Genomic DNA, 20654 nt, shown 5'->3' on the forward strand with positions numbered 1-20654 from the left:
ACTGGCTCCTGCGGACGGTCCCGGCGCTCCAGCGCCTGCCCCATGCTTGCTGGCCTAATAATGGCAAAAAAATGCTAGCACTTCGCAAAAATCTCCTAACCTCAATTCAGGCCTTGTGACTAATCTGCCATCAAGGCGGTGCACGGAGCCCGCTCGATCCCGGAACGAAACTCGAAAGAGGTGAGCGAATCATGAATCTGCAAGCAATCAAGTCCTCGGTAATGAAGTTCATCAAGGACGAGGAAGGTTTGACGATGGTTGAGTATGCGGTTGCAGGAAGCCTGATTACTTTGGCTGCTGCAGCTGCATTTACCAACCTTGGTACTGCTATTACCGATGCAATTAACGACATGATTGCACGGATGGGATAACTTTTTATTTGCTCTGCGAGTTGGTGCTGGATGGCTATTGTTATAGTGTTGTCAGCATTCCTGCTCGGGTCGGTGATTTATGATTTTATAAGTCACCGACTGCCAAATTTTTACTTGCTGCTGGGGCTGCTTGTTGCGCTAATTTTGCAGGCTTGGCTAGGCGGGTGGGCGGGGATAATAAGCGGCGGTACAGGCTTTCTGGCCGCTTTCTTGTTATTTATTCCCTTCTATGCCTTGGGTGGCATGGCTGCTGGCGACGTCAAGTTGATGGCGGTTGTTGGTAGTTTTCTGGGGGCAAGTGGGGCATTAGAGGCGGGCGCTTGTACTCTGTTGGCTGGTGGAGTGTTTGGGATACTTTATCTGATCTGCAGAGGGCAGTTTGGCAGGTTTCTGAGTCGATACTGGGCCATGGCAAGTTTGCGCACCTATATTCCCGCGCAGGAAAATGATTCGGCACGACATCGTTTTCCCTATGCCATAGCGATTTTTACTGGAACCTTGATCAGTCTTTTCTGGCAACCCTTCGGCCCGTAGTCAGGGAGTGAGCCATCATGTTGTTGGCGAGTGGGAATAATAAAGCTGCTCAGGACGAGCGCGATCCTGTCCGCAATCTTGCTCCGCAACCGCGTACTGTCGCGGAAACCGGGCTGGCGGAAAATTTCCTGGCCGATCTGCTCTGCAAGCATCTGCACGATGCCGGCGTGCTGGATATGCCGCGTCTGGTGCAGCGTCTGGCGCTGACCGGGCCGGTGCTGGAGGAGTTGCTGGCCTTCCTACGCAAGGAGGGGCGGGTCGAGGTGCTGGGGCAGGGCGGTGGTCAGGGCCTGCGCTACGGCCTGACTGAGCGTGGTCGCGCCTCGGCCAAGGATGCCCTGCTGCGCAGCGGCTATATCGGCCCGGCGCCCTTCCCGGTGGAGCGCTATCGCGAGCTGCTCAAGGCGCAGTCGGTGCACGGCTGCCGGGTCAATGCGGACAACCTGCGCGAGGCCTTCACGGGCACCGTGATGCGCGACGGGCTGCTCGATCAGCTCGGCCCGGCGATGAATTCCGGGCGGGCGATCATGATCTACGGGCCGCCCGGCACCGGCAAGACCTACATCAGCCAGCGTCTGATCCGCCTGCTCCGCGAGGCGATCTGGATTCCCCATGCCATCGCCATCAACGAGGCGGTGGTGGAGATCTTCGATCCCCAGTTGCACCAGCCGCTTGCCCAAGGCGAGCCGCGCACCCTGCGCCTCGACGAGGGTGTCGACCGTCGGCTGGTGCAGTGCCGCCGGCCGATCGTCATCACCGGCGGCGAGCTGACCATGGACATGCTGGACATCCGCTTCGATCCGCACAGCCGCCAGTACCAGGCGCCGCTGCAGCTCAAGGCGAGCAATGGCATCTTCATCATCGACGACCTCGGCCGCCAGCGCATGGCCCCGGTGGAACTGTTCAACCGCTGGATCGTGCCCATGGAAGAGAAGAAGGATTTCCTCAATCTCGGTGGCGGTCGCCACTGCGAGGTGCCCTTCGATCTGGTGCTGGTGTTCTCTACCAACCTCAATCCGCTGGAACTTGCCGATGAGGCCTTCCTCCGGCGCATCGGCTACAAGCTGCATTTCGACTACCTGCAGCCTGACGAGTACCGGCAGATCTGGCGCCAGGAGTGCGACAAGCTCGGCACGCCCTACGACCCGGAACTGGTGGACTTCGTCGTCGAGCGCCTGCACAAGGCCGAAAGCCGCCCGCTGCTGCCCTGCCATCCCCGCGACCTGCTGAACATGGCGCTGGATTTCCAGCGCTACCAGGGCGCGGACGGCCGGCAGCCCCTCACCCCACCGATACTGACCTGGGCTTGGCGCAACTACTTCGTCAGCCTAGTCGCCCACTGAACGGGGAGACACCGCAATGACCTCGCGTACCCTGACCCTGATCGGACTGTCCCTGCTGCTCGGCCTGGGTGCCGCCTGGCTGGCCAACAGCTGGCTGAGCAGCCGCCTGGATGCCAAGCCGGACGACAACCTGCAGAGCGTGGTGGTGGCCAGCCTGGAAATTCCCTTCGGGCAGATGGTCGAGGCCCGGCACGTCACCCTGGTGCGCCTGCCCAAAGGCACGGTGCCGGAAGACTCCTTCGACGCCATTGAGAAGGTCGTCGGCAAGATCGCCACCTTCGACATGCTGCGCGGCGACATCCTGCGCGGTGCGCGCCTGGCCGAGCATCTGGGCGGCAGCACCCTGGCCTCGCTGATCGAGAAGGACAAGCGCGCCATCACCGTGCGGGTGGACGACGTGGTCGGGGTCGGCGGCTTCCTCCTGCCGGGCAACCGCGTCGACGTGCTGGCCACCAAGCGTGGCGGCGGTCGTGACGAGGCCCAGGCGAAAACCATCCTCGAGGACCTGCGCGTGCTGGCCGTGGACCAGACCGCCAGCACCGACAAGACCCAGCCGGTGGTGGTGCGCGCCGTGACCCTGGAGATGACCCCGGCCGAGGCGGAAACCCTGGTCAAGGCCAAGACCGAAGGCAGCCTGCAACTGGCCTTGCGCAACCCGCTGGACAACGAGAAGAAGCCGGAAGTCCCGCCCGTCGCGACTGCCGCGCCGCTGCCGCCGCCCGTTCCCCGGCCAGTGGTGCACCGCAGTGCCGGCAGTGCGCCCAACTGGGGCGCCGTCACCATCATTCGCGGCACCGCGATGGAACAGGCCAGGGTTCGCTGAGCCTGGCAGTCATTCGATAAGGAGTCGTACATGGATAGCATCCGCAGACTGTGCTCGGGCCTGCTGTCAGCCCTGGGTGCTGGCTTACTGCTGGTTTCCGCCGCCCCGGCCGCCGAGCCGCCCGCCGTCACCGCCATGCCGGCGGCGAATGTCGGCAGCATCCAGGTGCCCATCTACAAGTCGCGGGTGCTGGCTACCCGCGCCCCGGTGAAAAAGATTTCCATCGGCAATCCGGAGATCGCCGACATCCTGGTCACCAGTCCGAACCAGTTGTACCTGCTCGGCCGCTCCCTGGGCAGCACCAACGTGCTGCTCTGGGATGGCCGCAATCAACTGATCGACAGCCTCGATCTCGAGGTGGTGCACGATCTCGGCGGCCTGAAGGCCAAGCTGCACGAGCTGATGCCCAACGAGCAGATCTCCGTGTTCAGCTCCCAGGGCGGCCTGGTGCTGCGTGGCCAGGTCGGCAGCGCGGCGGCCATGGACACCGCAGTGAAGCTGGCCAAGACCTATGCCGCCCAGGCGGAAAGCATCGTCCAGGGCGAGGGGGAGGCGGCCAAGACCAGCCCCACCAAGAATCTGGAGGTCATCAACCTGCTCACCATCGGCGGCAGCCAGCAGGTGATGCTGGAGGTCAAGGTCGCGGAGGTGCAGCGCAGCCTGATGAAGAGCATCGACATGCGCTTCAACGCCCTCGACTTCGGCTCCTCCAGCCGCTGGAAGACCGGCGCCTACAACGGCGGTTCCAGCCTGGGCTTCGACGAGGACGGCCTGCTCAACCCGACCAGCCTGTTCGGCGACGGGCGGGGTATCTTCGGCCAGTTCCTGTCCGAGAACTTCCTCTTCAACGTGACCCTGGAGGCGGCCAAGGACAACGGTTCGGCCAAGGTGCTGGCCGAGCCGACCCTGACCACCCTGAGCGGACAGCAGGCGGAGTTCATTTCCGGCGGCGAATTCCCGGTGCCGGTCACCGAGGACGAGGGCATCACCATCGAGTACAAGGAGTTCGGCGTCGGGGTGAAATTCGTGCCGGTGGTGCTCGACTCGGGGCGTATCAACCTCAATCTCAATGTGCTGGTGAGCGAGCTTTCCAACACCAATGCGCTGGTGCTGGATACTGGTCTCAATAGCGTGCTTGGCAACAATGTAAGTCAGACTATTCCCTCGCTGACCAAGCGCAGCTCGCAGACCACGGTGGAGCTGGGCAACGGCCAGACCATCGCCATCGCCGGCCTGATCAGCGAGAACACCCGCGATTTCGTCAGCCGCTTCCCCGGCCTTGGCGACCTTCCGCTGCTTGGTCACCTGTTCCGCAGCCAGCAGTTCATCAACGGCGAAACCGAACTGGTGATCCTGGTGACCCCGCACCTGGCCAAGCCGGTGGATGCCCGCACGGTCAGCCTGCCCACCGACCGCTTCGTCGAGCCCAGCGACCAGGAGTTCTACCTGCTCGGCAAGACCAAGGGCAGCGACCTGGGCCGCCAGGTTCCGGTCAGCCTGGGCGTGACCGAGGGCCGCTTCGGCCACGATCTCGACTGACATCTTCGCTCTCTTCCTTTTGGAGAAAGGGCAAGGAGGAGGGTGCTGCAGCACGCCCTCTCCCCTTGGGGAGGAGGCCGGAGCGAGGGGGAGAGCTCTTCGCTCCAGCCCAGAACACCACAGGAGACAAACCACATGAAAGCCATGCTTCCCCTTTCCCTCCTGCTGCTGGCCACAGGCGGCTGCATGCACTTCGAGGAAGGCCGGGTCGGCCCGCTGGGCACCAGCGTCTACGAAGCCCACTACCAGCAGATCGCCGACAAGCGCCAGGCCGCCAACCCGGGCACCGAAGTTTCTCCGACCGGCATCGACGGCCCGCTGACCGAGACCGTGCTGGACAGCTTCCGCGGCGTCACCGGCAATGCCAAGCAGGTAGCCCAGCCGATCCAGATCAATATGGAAACTGGAGACAACTGACAATGAAGCTGCGTTCTCTGCATGCGTTCAAGGCCGCGCCTCGGCGTCAGCGGGGGGCCGTGCTCGTCCTTCTCACCGTCGCTATGGTCGCCCTGCTGGCCATGGCTGCTCTGGCCCTCGATGGAGGGCATTTGATGGTTAACAAGACCCGTCTGCAGAATGCTGTGGATGCGGCAGCGTTGAGCGGGGCCAAAACATTAAGCTTGGCATATGGCTCGACAGGAGCCGGCAGCACCTCGGCGGCGGCTGCTTGGAAAACCTTGCGCATGAATGCTAATGCTCCCGGTAATGAAGAGCTGGCTAAAGTCTTGCCTGCTGCTGGGAGTGAGTCGAACTTTGCTTCGGTGGAGTTTGCTAGCAGTGTTTATGGGCCGTTCTCTCCGACCCTGCCGACCGATGGCCGGTATGTTAGGGTCACGGTTCAAAATTATGGTTTGGCAGGCTTTTTTTGGGGAGTGCTGGAAATGTTTACAGACAGCCCGCCTGACAAGCGTGTGGCTGCTATTGCTGTTGCCGGGCCTAGCCCAACTGCGCCTTGTGACTTGGCCCCCCTGCTGGTATGCGGTGATCTGAGTAAACCCCCGACCTCGACTTCCACGGATTTTTGGGGTTACAAGTTTGGCCAGTTGGAGGTTTTGAAGAGTACTAACTGGAAGGATGGTGATGTTGGGCCGGGGAATTTTCAACTGCTCGATTTGGGTTCGGGTGGCAAGACTGTGAGTGAGGCTTTGGAGGGAGGAGTCAACCAGTGCTATTCGATAGGCGAGTCGGTTGATACAGAGCCTGGTAATAAAGTCGGACCTGTCCGGAGTGGCTTTAATACTCGTTTCGAAGGAGCTACTCGGGACTTGGTTCCATATTATGATGAGCCATTGCTGAAGTATGATGATGCTTTTGATCCGCCGATTGCCAAGTCAGGGCAGGCAGTCAAGTCTGATGATGATGGTGACGTCTATGTTGACGGCGGATCTGGTATTTATGATTACAACGACTGGCGTGCTGCAATGGCGGCATGTACCCCGACAAATAGCTGCCTTGGTGCTGTTGCCGAGCGCCGTATGCTGAAAATTGTGGTGGGTAACTGCGATGTACCTGAAGCCAGCGGAGAAGGAGTTGCGAATGCTGGGAAGGTTGGTATTCCAGTGCTTGGGTTTGGTTGTTTCTTTGTCCTGCAGCCTATAGCTGAAAATGGCGGTGGCGGTGGCGGTGGCGGTGGCGGTGGCAACGAATCCTATATTTTTGGGCAGTTTGTTGAGGCCTGTAATGGCGATAGCTACCCGGGGCCGAATCCATCGAGCGATGCTGGCCCCCAGATTATTCAGCTCTATAAAACCTACATAACCCCGGGCCAGCCAGGTTCCGACTCGTAGGAGGTGTTCATGAACCGCATGGTCTTGCCTGTCTGCAATCTAAGTGGCAGGCGCCATCAACGAGGCTTGGCCATGGTCGAATTCGCCATAGGTGTGCCGGTCTTGCTGTTACTCCTGTTGGCGGTGGGGGAAGTTGGGCGGATGCTTTCCCAATATAATGTATTGCTGCAGTCTAGCCGGGATGCCGTGCGTTATGCTGCGCATCATGCTTGGAATAGCACCACTGGGGCAATTGATAGAACCAAAGTTCAAGAGGTGGTCGAGAATCTTGCAGTTTATGGTTCTCCTGTAGTGCAGGCAGAGCCGTTGCTTGATGGCTTAGAGGCTGGTGATGTAGATCTCTCCGATGATGGTGTTGATCATATCCAAGTCACTATTCGCTATACCTTTGTTCCGGCAGTCGGCAATGTCCTGCCTGGGTTTTTTGGTAGAGATATTCCACTTGGGGTCGAGTTGGTTGCTACCACTGTAATGAGGGTGCTGTGATGAGCGGTCAGCACATGCGTGGTGTGTATGTGGTGGAGTTTGCCATCATTGGCGTATGGCTGTTCGTGCTGTTGTTCGGTGTGCTGGAAATGGGGCGGCTATATTTCACTATTAATACCATGGATGAGGTGGTGCGAAGAGGTGCGCGTCTGGCTGCCGTATGCAGTCCTACTACAAAGTCTGAGCAAGACAAGGTCTTGCGGCGAGCAATTTTCAATGCGGCTACGGACTTGGGGGCTAGTTCTCTGATTCCAAGTTTGCAGGCATCCAGCCTTGATCTGATCTATCTCAAGAGTGATGGATCAAATGTCGCCGACCCAAACTCGGTAATTACTACAGAAGAGTTTCGCAGCATTCGTTTCGTACAGCTGCGCATAGAGGATTTTCCTTTCAGGCTCCTCATTCCGATTCCGGGATTCGACGGGACCATTACTCTGCCGACATTTCAGTCGACCCTCCCTCGTGAAAGCCTTGGACGGCACGCGGAGGGTGATCGGCCATATGACGACCCACCGAAGTCGGGAATAACCCCATGCTGAACCCCAGGGAAACTGCCATGACCAGTCCTTCCAGAAAGCAGGCCCTGAGCCTCCTGATCAGCAGCCGCGACGCCGAGTCCCTGCAGCACCTGCAGGCGCTCTGCCAGGAGATGCCCGAGTTGCAGGTAACCACCCGGCTGGTGACCAACGGACATACCGATCCGCTCTACGGCCTGGAGCGGATGCCTGATCTGCTGCTGCTGCGGGTCAGCCACCTGTGGCGCGAGGAGCTGGCGGCCTTGCTGCAGCGTCCGGCCCACGAGCGTCCGCCGCTGCTGGTCTGCGGTCCGCTGGAGGAGCGCGAGGGGATGCGCCTAGCGATGCAGGCGGGCGCCCGCGATTTCCTGCCGGAGCCGGTCGAGCCCGGAGATCTGTTGCAGGCCCTGCAGCGCGTGATCGACGAGGCGCGTCCGGTCGGCTCCACAGGGGCTGGTCGGTTGGTGGCGGTGATCAACGCCAAGGGCGGTTCGGGCGCCACCATGCTCGCCTGCAACCTGGCCCAGCAGCTCAGCACCAGGGGTGGCAGCGTCCTGCTGCTGGACCTGGACCTGCAGTTCGGCAGCGTCGCCCACTACCTCGACGTGCTGGTGCAGCACAGCCATGTCGAGGTCCTGAAACAGGTCCAGGAGCTGGACAGCGTGGCCCTGCGCGGTTTCTGCACCCATTACAGTCCCAGCCTGCATGTGCTCGGCGGGCGTGCCGACGAGCTGTTCCTGCCCCAGGATGTCCAGGTTGAACAGCTGGAGGCCCTGCTCAGGCTGGCGCGCGAGACCTACGACTGGGTGGTGGTCGACCTGCCGCGGCAGATCGACCATCTCTCCGGCACTGTGCTAGAGCAGGCCGACCATGTTTACGTGCTGCTCCAGCAGAGCCTCAGCCATATCAAGGATGGCAGCCGGCTGGTTCGCATCCTGCGCGACGAGCTGGGCGTGCAGGGCAATCGCCTGCAGGTGGTGGTCAACCGCTACGACAAGAATGCGCCCATCACCCCGCGGGATATCGAAGAGGCATTGCGCTGCAGCGCGCCGCTGAAGCTGCCCAACGATTTCGCCGTGGTCAACGAAAGCCAGAATGCCGGCGTGCCGCTGGAGACTCACGCACCGCGTGCGCCCATCACCGCGGCGGTGCGCGAGCTGAGCCTGGAGCTGCTCGGGCATCGGGACGATGGTGAAAAGGGCCTGCTCAAGCGGGCTTTCGGGCGTTTCTTCAAGGGGGTGAGCCATGCTTAGCGATTTTCGCAACCGCCTGCGTCAGACCGCAGGCAAGCCGGCCGCCGCGGCCAGGACACCGGAGCCCGAAGCCGCAGCGCCCGGCGAGGAGAAGCTGGCCTGGGAGGAAAACGCTCCGGAGACGATCTACGAGACCAGGACCCAGCTCAATCCGGTGGAGACCGAATGGCGTGAGCGGATCTACCAGCAGATGCTCAAGGTCATGGACCTGTCGCTGCTGGACGCCCTCGACGCGGCCGAGGCGGCGCGGCAGATTCGCGACATCTGCCAGCACCTGCTGGACGACCATTCGGCGCCGGTGACCAGTTCCAGCCGCCAGCTGATCATCAAGCAGATCACTGACGAGGTGCTCGGCCTCGGTCCGCTGGAGCCGCTGCTGGCCGACCGCAGCGTGTCGGACATCCTGGTCAACGGCCATGCCTCGGTGTACGTCGAGCGTTTCGGCAAACTGCAGCGGACCGACGTGCGCTTTCGCGACGACCAGCATCTGCTGAACATCATCGACCGCATCGTCTCCAGTCTCGGCCGGCGCATCGACGAGTCCTCGCCGCTGGTGGACGCGCGCCTGAAGGACGGTTCGCGGGTCAACGCGATCATCCCGCCGCTGGCCATCGACGGTCCCAGCGTGTCGATCCGCCGCTTCAGCGTGGACCTGCTCAACAGCGACAGCCTGGTGCGGATGGGCGCCCTGACCCCGGCCATCGCGCTGGTGCTCAAGGCCATCGTCCGCGGTCGCCTCAACGTCCTGGTGTCCGGCGGCACCGGCACCGGCAAGACCACCATGCTCAACGTGCTGTCCAGCTTCATTCCGCACAACGAGCGCATCGTCACCATCGAGGACTCCGCCGAGCTGCAGCTGCAGCAGCCCCATGTGGTGCGCCTGGAAACCCGTCCGCCGAACATCGAGGGCCGCGGCGAGGTGAACCAGCGCGAGCTGGTGCGCAACAGCCTGCGGATGCGCCCGGACCGCATCGTCATCGGCGAGGTGCGCGGCGCCGAGGCGCTGGACATGCTGACGGCGATGAACACCGGCCACGACGGCTCGCTGACCACCATCCACGCCAACACCCCGCGCGATGCCCTGGGGCGGGTCGAGAACATGGTGTCGATGACCGGCGCGACCTTCCCGATCAAGGCCCTGCGCCAGCAGATCGCCTCGGCCATCGACGTGGTGGTCCAGCTGGAGCGCCAGGAGGACGGCAAGCGGAAGGTGGTCAGCGTGCAGGAGATCAACGGCATGGAGGGCGAGATCATCACCATGACCGAGATCTTCGCCTTCGAGCGGCGCGGCATCGGCGAGAACGGCGAGGTGCTCGGCGACTTCCGCCCGACCGGCATGGTACCGGCGTTCCGCGACGCGCTGGCCAAGCGCGGCATCGAGCTGCCGCTGAGCCTGTTCCGTCCCGACTGGATGGAGGGCGCGCAGCCATGAGCGAGATCCCCTCCGAATATATCCTGGCCTTCCTCGGCATGGTCTTTGCCGCCGTGTTCCTGCTCAGCCAGGGGCTGGTGGTGCCGGTGTTCGGCGAGGCGGGCAAGGTGCGCAAGCGCATCCGCAGCCGGCTCGACACGCTGGAGCAGGCCAGCGGCCTGCCGAACATGCAGACCGTGCTGCGCCAGAAGTACCTGAAGCGCCTCTCGCCGCTGGAGGCGGCACTGGAGCAGTTGCCCTTCATGGAGTCCCTGGCGCAGACGATCGAGCAGGCCGGGCACGAGTACCGCGCCTACCGCGTGCTGCTGCTCGGGCTTGTGCTGGCGGTGGGGGCGGCTGTGTTGCTGTGGATTTTCACCCAGCTCTGGTGGGCGGCGCTGATCGGGCTACTGGCGTTTTTCCTGCCGTTGCTGAAGATCTCCGGCGACCGCGCCAAGCGCTTCGCCGCCTTCGAGGAAGGACTACCGGACGCCTTGGATGCAATGTGCCGGGCGCTGCGCGCCGGCCATCCGTTCAACGAAACCCTGCGCCTGGTCGCCGAGGAGCACAAGGGGCCGGTGGCCCAGGAGTTCGGCCAGACCTTCGCCGACATCAACTATGGCAACGACGTGCGCCGGGCCATGCTCGGCCTGCTGGAGCGGGTGCCGAGCATGACGGTGATGATGCTGGTGACTACCATCCTCATCCACCGCGAAACCGGCGGCAACCTGACCGAGGTGCTGGAGCGCCTGAGCCGGCTGATCCGCGGGCGCTTCCGCTTCCAGCGCAAGGTCAAGACGCTGTCCGCCGAGGGGCGCATGTCGGCTTGGGTTCTGGTATCGATTCCCTTCGTGTTATGTATTGCGCTTTTGGTTACTACACCGGATTACCTGCCCATGCTGGTCAAGGATCCTGCTGGGCCAAAGCTGATCTTGGCGGCCTTCGTCGCCATGTTGTTAGGCACTTTCTGGATCAGCAGGATCATCCGCATCCAGGTCTGAGGGAGGAGACGTCATGGATTACCTGCTCAGCCTGATCAACGGCGTGGTGGGCGACGAGGAGCTGGCGCGCCTGTTGTTCGTCGGCGCCATCGGTCTCAGCGCGGTACTCGCCGCGGCCACGCTGATCCTGCTGGTGAACGGCCTTAGGGACCCGATGCAAAGGCGTCTGGTACAACTCAAGCGCGGCCAGGCAGGGCTTGCTCCCGGACAGCGGCCGCCCAGCGCCCTGCAGCTGATGCTGGAGCGGGTCGGCCAGCGTTTCGATACCGCCGAGGAGGCCAAGACTTCGGCGACCCGCACGCTGCTGACGCATGCCGGCTATCGCTCGCTGTCGGCCCTGCAGGTGTACTGGGCGGTGCGCCTGCTGCTGCCCCTGCTGCTGGTCAGTCTGGCCTTCCTGGTGTTGCCGCTGATTCCCAAGCTGTCCCTGGAAAAAAGCATCCTGCTGTTGTCGCTGGCGGGCGGCGTCGGTTGGCTGGTTCCGGCCATCTATGTCGATAAGCGCAAGGAAGCGCGGATGAAAACGCTGCGTGCGGCCTTTCCCGATGCGCTGGATCTGATGGTGGTCTGCGTCGAGTCGGGCCTGGCCCTGCCGCAGGCCATCGAGCGGGTCGCCGACGAGATGGCGGTCAGCCAGGCGGAGCTGGCCGAGGAACTGGCCCTGGTGAACGCCGAGATCCGCGCCGGCATTCCCAGCACCGAGGCGCTCAAGCATCTGGCCGACCGTACCGGGCTGGACGACGTGCAGGGACTGGTCAGCCTGCTGGCGCAAAGCATCCGCTTCGGTACCAGCGTGGCCGATACGCTGCGCATCTATGCCGACGAGTTCCGCGACCGGCGCACCCAGGCGGCCGAGGAGCAGGCGGCGAAGATTGGCACCAAGCTGATCTTCCCGTTGATTTTCTGCCTCTGGCCGAGCTTCTTCCTGGTGGCCATCGGTCCGGCGATTGTTGGTGTTCTCAGAACCTTCGGGAAACTTTGATATGCGAAAGGTCAGTCTGCTGTTGGCCATGACGGCCGTGATGTCGGGATGTCAGACCATGGAGCTGGACAAGAACGGGATCAGCCGCTCCAGCCTTTACGATGGCAATCGCTCGGTGCTCTACCAGGCGCGCAAGGCCGACACTTCAGCCGAGCAGGCCATGCTCGTCGCCGGCTCGGCCTATCGTGCCGGCGATCTGGACCGGGCGTTGTTCCAGTATCTGCGTGCCGTCGATCTGGACCCCAAGCTGTACGAGGCGCTGGTCTGGGTCGGGCGCATCCACCGCGAGCGCGGCAACGACGAACTGGCCGAACTGGCCTTCGCCGATGTGCTGGAAAAGGACCCGAACCATGTCGATGCCCTGACCGAGCTGGGTTTGCTGCACCTCTCCAAACGCAACCAGGAAAAAGCCCAGGCCAGCCTGCAACTGGCCTTGCGTCTCGACCAGCAGCGCCTCGGCGCCTCGGCGCAGGCCGCGCCGGAGGAGCTGAAGGTGGATGGTCGTTCGCCGTTGAAGCTGTACAACGGCCTCGGCGTGCTCGCCGATCTGCGCAACGATTTCGCTCTGGCGGAGAGCTACTATCGCCTGGCCCTGCAGATCGAGCCGCGCTCGGCGCTGGTGCAGAACAGCCAGGGCTATTCCTATTACCTGGCCGGACACTGGGAGGAAGCCGAGCGGGCTTACCGGCGCGGCATAAGCTATGACGACGGTTACAAGCCGCTGTGGCGCAACTACGGGTTGCTGCTGTCGCGCATGGGGCGCTATGAGGAAGCGATATCCGCGTTCGAGCATGTCGAGAAAAGAGCCGAGGCGAGCAACGATGTGGGCTATATCTGCATGATCGAAGGTCGCTTCGAGCTGGCCGAGCAATTCTTCCGCACCGCCATTGAGCAGTCGCCGGCTCATTACGATGCCGCTTGGCAGAACCTCGACCGCCTGCAGCAGCTGCGCCGGATGCGCGACTTCGGCATCGGCCAGGCCGGGAACGGCGGAGAGTTCATGCCGGGCGGCTCGCTGATGCAATGATGCCTGCCGTGCGGGGCTGGACCTGGCGGCCCGCCCCGATAGCCGCGTGGGACGCAGGAGCCAGCTTGCTGGCGATCATGTCCTTCGGGCCGCTCTTTCGTTGGCGGCAAGTGACTGTCGACAAAGGTTTTCTTCACACGTGCAGTTGTAAGTTGCGGGCAAGCCGGTACAATGGCGCGGCCCGCCAACTGGCGGGTGTCGTTATGGTGGTCCTGCCGGTCCCCCCGCAACGAGCAGCCGTGAACCCGGTCAGGCCCGGAAGGGAGCAGCCGTAGCGGTGACCTTGTGTGCCGGGGTGTGGCTGGTGGGATCACCTCCAGTTTTCAAATTCTTGTCTCTCAGGGATTTGTCCGCTCCAAAATCCAGCGCCAGCCATTATTTCTCTAATGGCCCTTGTATATGCCTTGCCATATCACGCCGGCCATGGATACCAGCAATATGATCGACCAGAACATCCATTGAATCCCCATGGCGTGTACCTCCAGAGCGGCAGCGCTGGCTAATCCCAAGCAAGTATCCTTCCAGTACCTTCCCTGTCTCGGGCTGTCCGCTCTGCGACGCTGGCTTCGCTGCAGGTCTGCGCCTGATGCGATGATCCTTTTAAGCGTGAGTGTTTCACTTTTGAAACACTGATGTTCCGAAATGGTTTGGTGTGCTCCATATTTGCAACGCATGGTCGGCCGGCAGCGTTCCCTGCATGTGCCTGCAGGGCGGATGCAATTTGCATCCTGCTCCGCTAGCATTGCCGCTCTCCGCTTTTTCTGCTGCGATGGTGTCGATGAGTTATCAGGTTCTTGCACGTAAATGGCGTCCTCGCTCGTTTCGCGAAATGGTCGGCCAGGCCCATGTGCTCAAGGCGCTGATCAACGCTCTTGACAGTCAGCGGTTGCACCATGCCTATCTGTTCACCGGCACCCGCGGGGTGGGAAAGACCACCATCGCGCGGATCATTGCCAAGTGTCTGAACTGTGAAACCGGCATCAGCTCGACGCCCTGCGGGCAGTGTTCGGTCTGTCGGGAAATCGACGAGGGGCGTTTCGTCGATCTTATCGAGGTCGATGCCGCCAGCCGCACCAAGGTGGAGGACACCCGCGAGCTGCTCGACAACGTGCAGTACGCGCCGACCCGCGGGCGCTTCAAGGTCTACCTGATCGACGAAGTGCACATGCTCTCCAGCCACTCCTTCAACGCCTTGCTGAAGACCCTCGAGGAGCCGCCGCCCCACGTCAAGTTTCTGCTGGCGACCACCGATCCGCAGAAACTGCCGGTGACCATCCTGTCGCGCTGCCTGCAGTTCGCCCTGAAGAGCATGCCGCCGGAGCGGGTGGTCGAACATCTGACCCATGTGCTCGGCGTGGAGGGCATTCCATTCGAAGCGGATGCCCTCTGGCTGCTCGGGCGCGCCGCCGACGGCTCGATGCGCGATGCCATGAGCCTGACCGACCAGGCCATCGCTTTCGGCGAGGGGCGGGTGTTCGCCGCCGATGTGCGTGCCATGCTCGGCACGCTCGATCACGGCCAGGTCTATGGCGTGTTGCAGGCCCTGTTGGAAGGTGATGCCCGGGCCATGCTCGAGGCCGTGCGCCAGCTGGCCGAGCAGGGTCCGGACTGGAGCGGCGTGCTGGCGGAGATGCTCAACGTGCTGCACCGGGTGGCCATCGCCCAGGCGCTGCCGGAGGCGGTGGACAATGGCCAGGGCGACCGCGAGCGGGTGCTGGCGCTCGCGCAGGCGCTGCCGGCCGAGGACGTGCAGTTCTATTACCAGATGGGCCTGATCGGCCGCCGCGACCTGCCGCTGGCTCCCGATCCGCGCGGCGGTTTCGAGATGGTGCTGCTGCGCATGCTGGCGTTTCGCCCGGCGGGTGTCGGCGGGGCGCCGGGTACGCCGCTAAAGGATCCGGGAATCCGCACGGCCACGGCTGATTCCTCATCCGCTTCCGTGGCACATGGTAGCCGCCCGCTGGCGCCTGCCGCCTCCGTCGCTGCGCTGGGCGAGAGTCAGGCCATGGCTCCGTCGCCGCCGCTTGCCGAATCGCCCGCGCCGTCGCAGGAGGCACCCTGCCTGCCGGCCGGGGCATCCGATCTGCCTTGGGAGGAGCTCCCGCAGGCGGCAGGCACTCCCATTTTGGAGTCTGCCGCGCTGCTGGTGGGCGGTATTGCCACGGCTCCGCTGGCGGACGAGGACGGGAAGGAGAGTCTTCCCGAAAGCGCTGCATCGGAGCGCCTGCGCCCGCCGCTCCGGTCTTTTCCGGAGCAGGAGGTGGCGGCGGCTCCGCTCGCTGATCGCTCGCCGGAAAGGGCCTCTGCGCCGGAGCCCCCCCTGGCGGACGATGACTATTATGAGGTAGATGCCGATGAGGTGGATGTCGAGGCCTATGCCTACCTTGATGCCTTTCCCGTCGAGGAGCCGGCGCCGCCGAAGTCCCAGCCCGAGGCCGAGCCTGCGGCGGCACCGGCCACCGGCCTTGCCGCCGAGTGGCTCGAACTCTTCCAGTGTTTGGGGCTGGCCGGCATGACCGCCAACATTGCCGCCAACTGTACCCTTGCGAAGGTCGAGGGTGACCATTGGCTGCTGCATCTGGACCCGGCGCAGGCAGCACTGTTCAACAGCACCCAGCAGCGGCGCCTGAACGAGGCTCTGAACCAGCACCATGGCCGTATGCTCAAGCTGGATATCGAATTGCGCAAGCCGGAGCAGGAGACTCCGGCCCAGGCGGCGGCGCGGCGGCGGGCCGAGCGCCAGCGCCAGGCCGAGGCGTCCATTCAGGACGATCCGCTGGTCCGGCAGATGATTCAACAGTTCGCCGCGGTGATCCGCGACGGCACCATCGAACCCCTGAATACCTGAGGTGATTCCCATGATGAAAGGTGGCATGGCCGGCCTGATGAAGCAGGCCCAGCTGATGCAGGAAAAGATGCAGAAGATGCAGGAAGAGCTGGCCAACGCCGAGGTGACCGGTCAGTCCGGTGCCGGCCTGGTGAGCGTGGTGATGACCGGTCGCCATGATGTCCGGCGCGTCACGCTGGACGAGAGCCTGATGCAGGAGGACAAGGAGGTTCTCGAGGACCTGATCGCGGCCGCCGTCAACGATGCGGTGCGCAAGATCGAGCAGAACAATCAGGAAAAGATGGCCGGGATGACCGCCGGCATGGGCCTGCCGCCCGGATTCAAGATGCCGTTCTGAGTACTCCTCCGGTTTTCCCTCATTCGGTCCTCTCCCTCCTGGGGAGAGGACCGGCTGGTCGCCTTTCCTGCAGGCGATCCGTTCTGTTGTCCTGTCCCCGGTTCCTTCGCCCATGAGCTTCAGTCCGCTGATCCGCCAACTCATCGACGCCCTGCGCATCCTTCCCGGTGTGGGGCAGAAAACCGCCCAGCGCATGGCGCTGCATCTGCTCGAGCGTGATCGCAGCGGCGGTTTGCGTCTGGCTCAGACGCTGACCCAGGCGCTCGAGCGCGTTGGTCACTGTCGGCAGTGCCGGACGCTGAGCGAGGACGAGCTCTGTCCGCAATGCGCCGATCCGCGTCGTGACGATGCCCTGCTGTGTGTGGTGCAGGGTCCGATGGACGTGTTCGCCATCGAGCAGACCGGCTATCGCGGCCGTTATTTCGTGCTCAAGGGGCATCTGTCTCCCCTGGATGGTCTCGGCCCGGAGGCCATCGGCATTCCCGAGCTGTTGATGCGGATCGAGCAGGGAGCCTTCGAAGAGGTGATCATCGCCACCAATCCGACGGTGGAGGGCGAGGCCACTGCCCACTATATCGCCCAGATGCTGGCGCCCAGGGGCGTCACGGTTTCCCGTATCGCCCATGGCGTGCCGCTGGGCGGCGAGCTGGAACTGGTGGACGGTGGCACCCTGAGTCACGCTCTGGCCGGACGCAAGCCGATCAGCCTGTGAGGCTGCCGAGCGGTGGTCGATCGCTCTGGAGGGGGTAAGCGGGCCGGGAGGAGTAAGGGGTGAAAAGCAGAAAGCCCCTTGCGGGGCCTTCTGGGGGGAGTTCAACCCAACTGCACCGTGTACAGAATCGCGTAACCCAATCCCATCAGCACCCAGCCACCCACAGGGTGGAACAGGATGCGCCAGACCAGGCCGCGCGGGTCGAAGCCGACGCCGTGAATGAAGCCGCTGGAGATTCCCAGCATCACCAGCATCAGCAGGCTGTGGCTGTAGCCGGCCTCAGGATCCACGATCAACGATGGATGAATCAGAAACACCAGCGTGATCGGCGTGGCCAGCAGCAGCGACAGGATGCGGAGCGGGCGTCGCTGCAGAAGCTGCTTTTCACTCGCCACCCGCCGGGCCCTCATCCATTTGCATGGTGGTTTCCAGCCACAGGGCGTTGATGACTCCGAAGCCGCAGGCCAGCAGGATGCCGAGAATCCAACTGAAGTACCACATGTTGCCTCCTAGGCCCGCCATGGGGCGGGCGATCTCGATGGGGAGTGGCGCGGACCTTGTCCGCGCCGGTTTCGGTCAGTACAGGCCGTGAGGGTTGGCCTCGATGGTCTGGTCGTTCAGCTTGCCCCACATGCGCCAGTAGCACCACAGGGTGTAGCCCAGGATGATCGGCACGAAGATGATCGCTGCAATCAGCATGATCCCCAGGGTTTTCTGGCTGGACACGGCATCCCACACGGTCAGGCTGGAGAGCGGGTCGATGGCCGACGGCATCACGAACGGGAACAGGGCGAAGCCTGCGGTGAGGATGGCGCCGACGATCGCCAGGCTGGTGCCCAGGAAGGCCATGCCGTTGCGCTTGGTCTGCGCGCCCATCAGGGCCAGCGCGCCGCCAATCAGGCCCAGCAGCGGAGCGAACTGGGTGAGGGGGTAGCGCACATAGTTGGCCTGCCAGCCGCTGTTGTCCAGGGTGACCTGCTTGGTCAGCGGGTTCAGGGCAGCATTGGGATCGAAGTTGTCGACCAGGTTCATGCCGTCGACGCCCAGCAGCAGCCAGATACCACAGAGGAAGAAGCCGCCCAGGAACACCATGGCGCACAGGCGGGTAGCCTTGCAGGAGCGCTCGTACAGTTCGCCTTCGGTACGCAGCATCAGCCAGGAACCGCCATGGGCGCTGAGCATGCTCAGGCTCACGACGCCGGCCAGCAGCGCGAAGGGGTGCAGCAGGCTGAAGAAGGAGCCTTCGAAGTGGGAGCGCATCGTCTCGTCAAAGCGGAACGGCAGACCGAGGAACAGGTTGCCGAACGCTACCCCGAACAGCAGGGCCGGCAGGGCGCCGCCAGCGAACAGTGCCCAGTCCCAGATGTCGCGCCACTTCTTGTTCTCCAGCTTGCTGCGGTAGTCGAAACCCACAGGGCGGCAGAACAGACCGAAGAGCACCAGCAGCAGGGCCCAGTACATGCCGGAGAAGGCCGTGGCGTAAACCAGCGGCCAGGCGGCGAACAGCGCGCCACCGGCGGTGATGAACCACACCTGGTTGCCGTCCCAGTGGGGGGCAATGGTGTTGATCGCGACACGGCGCTCGTTGTCGGTCTTGGCGACGAAGGGCATGATTGCCATGGCGCCCATGTCGAAGCCGTCGGTGAGGGCAAAGCCGATCAGCAGCACACCGATCAAGCCCCACCAGATCAATTTCAGTGTTTCGTAATCAAACATGGCGTTTTCCTTAGGCGCTGACTGGTTGTTGGGGGTCCGTCTGGCTCGCGCTGGCATGCTTGTCAGCCGAATGCTCGAGCTGTTCGAAGTGATAGCGACCGGTGTGCAGGCTGGATGGGCCGAGGCGGGCGAAGCGGATCATCAGATACATTTCGACTACCAGCAGCAGGGTATAGAACGCGATCAGAGCCAGCAGCGAGCCCCAGAGGTCGGCAGTGGTCAGGCTGGAAGCGGAGAGGTGGGTGGGCAGGACGCCACCGATGGTCCACGGCTGACGGCCATGCTCGGCCACGAACCAGCCGGTCTGGGTGGCGATCCAGGGCAGCGGCAGGCTGTACAGGGCGAACTTGAGCAGCCAGGGCTTGGACTCCTCGTTCTTGCGAGCCGAGGCCCAGAAGGCACAGGCAAACAGGACGAGCATCACGATGCCCGAAGCCACCATGGCGCGGAAGCTCCAGAACATGCTGGGCACGCTGGGAATGGTGTCCTTGGCAGCTTGCTTGATCTGCTCCTCGGAAGCGTCGACCACGTTGGTGGTGTACTTCTTCAGCAGCAGGCCGTAGCCGAGATCATCCTTGACTTCGTTGAAGGCAGCGATCTTTTCCGGGCTCTTGTCGCCAGCGCGGATCTCTTCCAGCAGGCCGTAGGCGACCATGCCGTTGCGAATGCGGGCTTCGCCTTCGATGATCAGATCCTTGATGCCGATGACCTGTTCATCCAGCGAGCGGGTGGCGATGATGCCCAGGGCAAAGGGGATTCGGACTGCAAAGTCGGTGCGCTGCTCTTCCTCGTTCGGGAAACCGAACAGGGTAAAGCTGGCTGGCGCCGGGTGGGTGTCCCATTCGGCCTCGATGGCAGCAAGCTTGGTCTTCTGTACCTCACCGACTTCGTAGCCAGATTCGTCACCGAGCACGAGAACCGAGAGGATGGATGCCATGCCGAAAGCCGAAGCGATGGCGAAGGAGCGGCGGGCAAAGCCCAGGTCACGCTTTTTCAGCAGGTAGTAGCTGGAGATGGCCAGTACGAACACGGCGCCGGTCACGTAGCCGGAAGCGACGGTATGGACGAACTTGACCTGGGCCACCGGGTTGAGGAGCAGAGCGCCAAAGTCCACCAGCTCCATCCGCATGGTTTCGAAGTTGAACTCTGCACCGACCGGGTGCTGCATCCAGCCGTTGGCCACCAGAATCCACAGGGCGGACAGGTTGGAGCCGAGCGCCACCAGCCAGGTCACTGCCAAGTGCTGCACCTTGGACAGGCGATCCCAGCCGAAGAAGAACAGGCCGATGAAGGTGGACTCCAGGAAGAAGGCCATCAGACCTTCGATGGCCAGCGGCGCACCGAAGATGTCACCCACGTAGTGGGAGTAATAGGCCCAGTTGGTGCCGAACTGGAATTCCATGGTCAGGCCGGTGGTGACGCCGAGAGCAAAGTTGATACCGAACAACTTGCCCCAGAACTTCACCATGTCCTTGTAGACCTGCTTGCCGGTCATTACATAGACCGACTCCATGATGGCAAGCAGGAAGGTCATCCCTAGAGTTAGTGGTACGAACAGGAAGTGGTACAGCGCCGTCATGGCGAACTGTAGACGCGATAGGTCTACGACGGATTCCGAGATCATCAGGGACTCTCCTCGGTCGGGGATTGGTCATTCACTGCCACACTGCCGAACAGTCGCTCGCTGACTTTCTCGGTACCGTTTTCAGGCACCGTTGGTTCCGTGAACCAGAGTGCCTTGATACCGATTATCACGCCCAGCTTGATCGCCAGGATGACAACGAGCTCCCGAACCAGAGGAATACGCCAAGGCGAAGATTTGGATGGTTGAGACATGTGGGCAGCTCCAAAAGGCTGGATGGACAACGGGTCGACGGGGGGTCGGCACGTTGATCCAGGTCAAATAAATCAAGATTCACTGCCGCTCGGTAGTGACCAATTGACGCAGGTCAATGAAACCTGCCCGCTT

At 62.7% G+C, this 20654-nt stretch carries 22 protein-coding genes and 1 other RNA gene; 18 read left to right on the top strand and 5 right to left on the bottom strand.

Annotation, left to right across the window (positions count from 1 at the left end):
* Window positions 1–191 precede the first annotated feature (191 nt).
* The 18 genes from ACG10_RS07505 to recR all read left to right on the top strand — a co-directional run bounded on the left by ACG10_RS07505 (window position 192) and on the right by recR (window position 16969).
* A complete protein-coding gene (locus ACG10_RS07505) occupies window positions 192–371 on the top strand; it encodes a Flp family type IVb pilin (protein ID WP_089167747.1) in 180 nt (59 codons plus the stop codon).
* Between the two features lie 30 nt (window positions 372–401).
* Window positions 402–905 carry an A24 family peptidase gene (locus ACG10_RS07510; RefSeq protein ID WP_089167748.1) on the top strand — a complete coding sequence of 168 codons (504 nt, stop codon included), beginning with the start codon at window positions 402–404 and terminating at the stop codon, window positions 903–905.
* 17 nt (window positions 906–922) lie between these two features.
* Entirely contained in the window at window positions 923–2248 is a 1326-nt protein-coding gene (locus ACG10_RS07515; RefSeq protein WP_089167749.1) for an ATP-binding protein, read from the top strand.
* A 16-nt stretch (window positions 2249–2264) separates the two neighbouring features.
* Window positions 2265–3071, top strand: coding sequence for a Flp pilus assembly protein CpaB (gene cpaB, locus ACG10_RS07520; protein WP_089167750.1), 807 nt, complete (start codon window positions 2265–2267; stop codon window positions 3069–3071).
* A 30-nt stretch (window positions 3072–3101) separates the two neighbouring features.
* Entirely contained in the window at window positions 3102–4610 is a 1509-nt protein-coding gene (locus ACG10_RS07525) for a type II and III secretion system protein family protein (RefSeq protein ID WP_089167751.1), read from the top strand.
* A 135-nt stretch (window positions 4611–4745) separates the two neighbouring features.
* Window positions 4746–5027: a hypothetical protein gene (locus ACG10_RS07530; protein WP_089167752.1), complete on the top strand. Its 282-nt coding sequence runs from the start codon at window positions 4746–4748 to the stop codon at window positions 5025–5027.
* 2 nt (window positions 5028–5029) lie between these two features.
* The gene (locus ACG10_RS07535) at window positions 5030–6397 is read left to right on the top strand and encodes a Tad domain-containing protein (RefSeq protein ID WP_089167753.1); all 1368 of its coding nucleotides are present in this window, start codon (window positions 5030–5032) and stop codon (window positions 6395–6397) included.
* 18 nt (window positions 6398–6415) lie between these two features.
* On the top strand, window positions 6416–6883 hold the full coding sequence (locus ACG10_RS07540; RefSeq protein ID WP_232487256.1) for a TadE/TadG family type IV pilus assembly protein: 468 nt from the start codon (window positions 6416–6418) through the stop codon (window positions 6881–6883).
* On the top strand, window positions 6883–7422 hold the full coding sequence (locus ACG10_RS07545) for a TadE/TadG family type IV pilus assembly protein (protein WP_089167755.1): 540 nt from the start codon (window positions 6883–6885) through the stop codon (window positions 7420–7422). The genes ACG10_RS07540 and ACG10_RS07545 overlap by 1 nt, the downstream gene beginning before the upstream one ends.
* Window positions 7416–8651 (top strand): AAA family ATPase, encoded by a 1236-nt coding sequence (locus ACG10_RS07550; RefSeq protein ID WP_089167756.1) that lies wholly within the window; start codon window positions 7416–7418, stop codon window positions 8649–8651. The genes ACG10_RS07545 and ACG10_RS07550 overlap by 7 nt, the downstream gene beginning before the upstream one ends.
* Window positions 8644–10083, top strand: a complete 1440-nt coding sequence (locus ACG10_RS07555; RefSeq protein WP_089167757.1) for a CpaF family protein — start codon at window positions 8644–8646, stop codon at window positions 10081–10083. Before ACG10_RS07550 ends, ACG10_RS07555 begins: the two co-directional genes overlap by 8 nt.
* Entirely contained in the window at window positions 10080–11063 is a 984-nt protein-coding gene (locus ACG10_RS07560; protein ID WP_089167758.1) for a type II secretion system F family protein, read from the top strand. The genes ACG10_RS07555 and ACG10_RS07560 overlap by 4 nt, the downstream gene beginning before the upstream one ends.
* Before the next feature lie 13 nt (window positions 11064–11076).
* Complete coding sequence (locus ACG10_RS07565; protein ID WP_089167759.1) at window positions 11077–12045, top strand: type II secretion system F family protein; 969 nt, start codon at window positions 11077–11079, stop codon at window positions 12043–12045.
* Window position 12046: 1 nt separating this feature from the next.
* Window positions 12047–13072: a tetratricopeptide repeat protein gene (locus ACG10_RS07570; protein WP_089167760.1), complete on the top strand. Its 1026-nt coding sequence runs from the start codon at window positions 12047–12049 to the stop codon at window positions 13070–13072.
* Between the two features lie 213 nt (window positions 13073–13285).
* Window positions 13286–13382, top strand: an RNA gene (gene ffs / locus ACG10_RS07575) — signal recognition particle sRNA small type.
* Window positions 13383–13850: 468 nt separating this feature from the next.
* A complete protein-coding gene (dnaX, locus tag ACG10_RS07580) occupies window positions 13851–15920 on the top strand; it encodes a DNA polymerase III subunit gamma/tau (protein WP_089167761.1) in 2070 nt (689 codons plus the stop codon).
* Between the two features lie 10 nt (window positions 15921–15930).
* On the top strand, window positions 15931–16257 hold the full coding sequence (locus ACG10_RS07585; RefSeq protein ID WP_089167762.1) for a YbaB/EbfC family nucleoid-associated protein: 327 nt from the start codon (window positions 15931–15933) through the stop codon (window positions 16255–16257).
* 112 nt (window positions 16258–16369) lie between these two features.
* Window positions 16370–16969: a recombination mediator RecR gene (gene recR, locus ACG10_RS07590; protein WP_089167763.1), complete on the top strand. Its 600-nt coding sequence runs from the start codon at window positions 16370–16372 to the stop codon at window positions 16967–16969.
* Between the two features lie 101 nt (window positions 16970–17070).
* Here recR and ACG10_RS07595 read toward each other — a convergent pair whose 3' ends face one another.
* The 5 genes from ACG10_RS07595 to cydP all read right to left on the bottom strand — a co-directional run bounded on the left by ACG10_RS07595 (window position 17071) and on the right by cydP (window position 20521).
* A complete protein-coding gene (locus ACG10_RS07595) occupies window positions 17071–17379 on the bottom strand; it encodes a cyd operon YbgE family protein (RefSeq protein WP_089167764.1) in 309 nt (102 codons plus the stop codon).
* Entirely contained in the window at window positions 17354–17470 is a 117-nt protein-coding gene (gene cydX, locus ACG10_RS07600) for a cytochrome bd-I oxidase subunit CydX (RefSeq protein WP_039804847.1), read from the bottom strand. Before cydX ends, ACG10_RS07595 begins: the two co-directional genes overlap by 26 nt.
* Before the next feature lie 75 nt (window positions 17471–17545).
* Complete coding sequence (gene cydB / locus ACG10_RS07605; RefSeq protein ID WP_089167765.1) at window positions 17546–18685, bottom strand: cytochrome d ubiquinol oxidase subunit II; 1140 nt, start codon at window positions 18683–18685, stop codon at window positions 17546–17548.
* Between the two features lie 10 nt (window positions 18686–18695).
* Entirely contained in the window at window positions 18696–20309 is a 1614-nt protein-coding gene (locus ACG10_RS07610) for a cytochrome ubiquinol oxidase subunit I (RefSeq protein WP_089167766.1), read from the bottom strand.
* Entirely contained in the window at window positions 20309–20521 is a 213-nt protein-coding gene (cydP, locus tag ACG10_RS07615) for a cytochrome oxidase putative small subunit CydP (protein ID WP_039804839.1), read from the bottom strand. Before cydP ends, ACG10_RS07610 begins: the two co-directional genes overlap by 1 nt.
* Window positions 20522–20654 lie beyond the last annotated feature (133 nt).

Source organism: Azotobacter chroococcum (assembly GCF_002220155.1).
Classification (GTDB): Bacteria; Pseudomonadota; Gammaproteobacteria; order Pseudomonadales; family Pseudomonadaceae; genus Azotobacter; species Azotobacter chroococcum.

Bases quoted from the DNA above. Each gene is read 5' to 3' on its own strand.
- cydP (WP_039804839.1), bottom strand. From the start codon at position 20,521: ATGTCTCAACCATCCAAATCTTCGCCTTGGCGTATTCCTCTGGTTCGG.
- ACG10_RS07570 (WP_089167760.1), top strand. From the start codon at position 12,047: ATGCGAAAGGTCAGTCTGCTGTTGGCCATGACGGCCGTGATGTCGGGA.
- ACG10_RS07515 (WP_089167749.1), top strand. From the start codon at position 923: ATGTTGTTGGCGAGTGGGAATAATAAAGCTGCTCAGGACGAGCGCGAT.
- dnaX (WP_089167761.1), top strand. From the start codon at position 13,851: ATGAGTTATCAGGTTCTTGCACGTAAATGGCGTCCTCGCTCGTTTCGC.
- cydX (WP_039804847.1), bottom strand. From the start codon at position 17,470: ATGTGGTACTTCAGTTGGATTCTCGGCATCCTGCTGGCCTGCGGCTTC.
- ACG10_RS07565 (WP_089167759.1), top strand. From the start codon at position 11,077: ATGGATTACCTGCTCAGCCTGATCAACGGCGTGGTGGGCGACGAGGAG.
- ACG10_RS07545 (WP_089167755.1), top strand. From the start codon at position 6,883: ATGAGCGGTCAGCACATGCGTGGTGTGTATGTGGTGGAGTTTGCCATC.
- ACG10_RS07510 (WP_089167748.1), top strand. From the start codon at position 402: ATGGCTATTGTTATAGTGTTGTCAGCATTCCTGCTCGGGTCGGTGATT.
- ACG10_RS07540 (WP_232487256.1), top strand. From the start codon at position 6,416: ATGGTCTTGCCTGTCTGCAATCTAAGTGGCAGGCGCCATCAACGAGGC.
- cydB (WP_089167765.1), bottom strand. From the start codon at position 18,685: ATGTTTGATTACGAAACACTGAAATTGATCTGGTGGGGCTTGATCGGT.
- ACG10_RS07530 (WP_089167752.1), top strand. From the start codon at position 4,746: ATGAAAGCCATGCTTCCCCTTTCCCTCCTGCTGCTGGCCACAGGCGGC.
- ACG10_RS07585 (WP_089167762.1), top strand. From the start codon at position 15,931: ATGATGAAAGGTGGCATGGCCGGCCTGATGAAGCAGGCCCAGCTGATG.
- ACG10_RS07595 (WP_089167764.1), bottom strand. From the start codon at position 17,379: ATGAGGGCCCGGCGGGTGGCGAGTGAAAAGCAGCTTCTGCAGCGACGC.
- recR (WP_089167763.1), top strand. From the start codon at position 16,370: ATGAGCTTCAGTCCGCTGATCCGCCAACTCATCGACGCCCTGCGCATC.
- ACG10_RS07560 (WP_089167758.1), top strand. From the start codon at position 10,080: ATGAGCGAGATCCCCTCCGAATATATCCTGGCCTTCCTCGGCATGGTC.
- ACG10_RS07550 (WP_089167756.1), top strand. From the start codon at position 7,416: ATGCTGAACCCCAGGGAAACTGCCATGACCAGTCCTTCCAGAAAGCAG.
- ACG10_RS07505 (WP_089167747.1), top strand. From the start codon at position 192: ATGAATCTGCAAGCAATCAAGTCCTCGGTAATGAAGTTCATCAAGGAC.
- ACG10_RS07535 (WP_089167753.1), top strand. From the start codon at position 5,030: ATGAAGCTGCGTTCTCTGCATGCGTTCAAGGCCGCGCCTCGGCGTCAG.
- ACG10_RS07555 (WP_089167757.1), top strand. From the start codon at position 8,644: ATGCTTAGCGATTTTCGCAACCGCCTGCGTCAGACCGCAGGCAAGCCG.
- ACG10_RS07610 (WP_089167766.1), bottom strand. From the start codon at position 20,309: ATGATCTCGGAATCCGTCGTAGACCTATCGCGTCTACAGTTCGCCATG.
- ACG10_RS07525 (WP_089167751.1), top strand. From the start codon at position 3,102: ATGGATAGCATCCGCAGACTGTGCTCGGGCCTGCTGTCAGCCCTGGGT.
- cpaB (WP_089167750.1), top strand. From the start codon at position 2,265: ATGACCTCGCGTACCCTGACCCTGATCGGACTGTCCCTGCTGCTCGGC.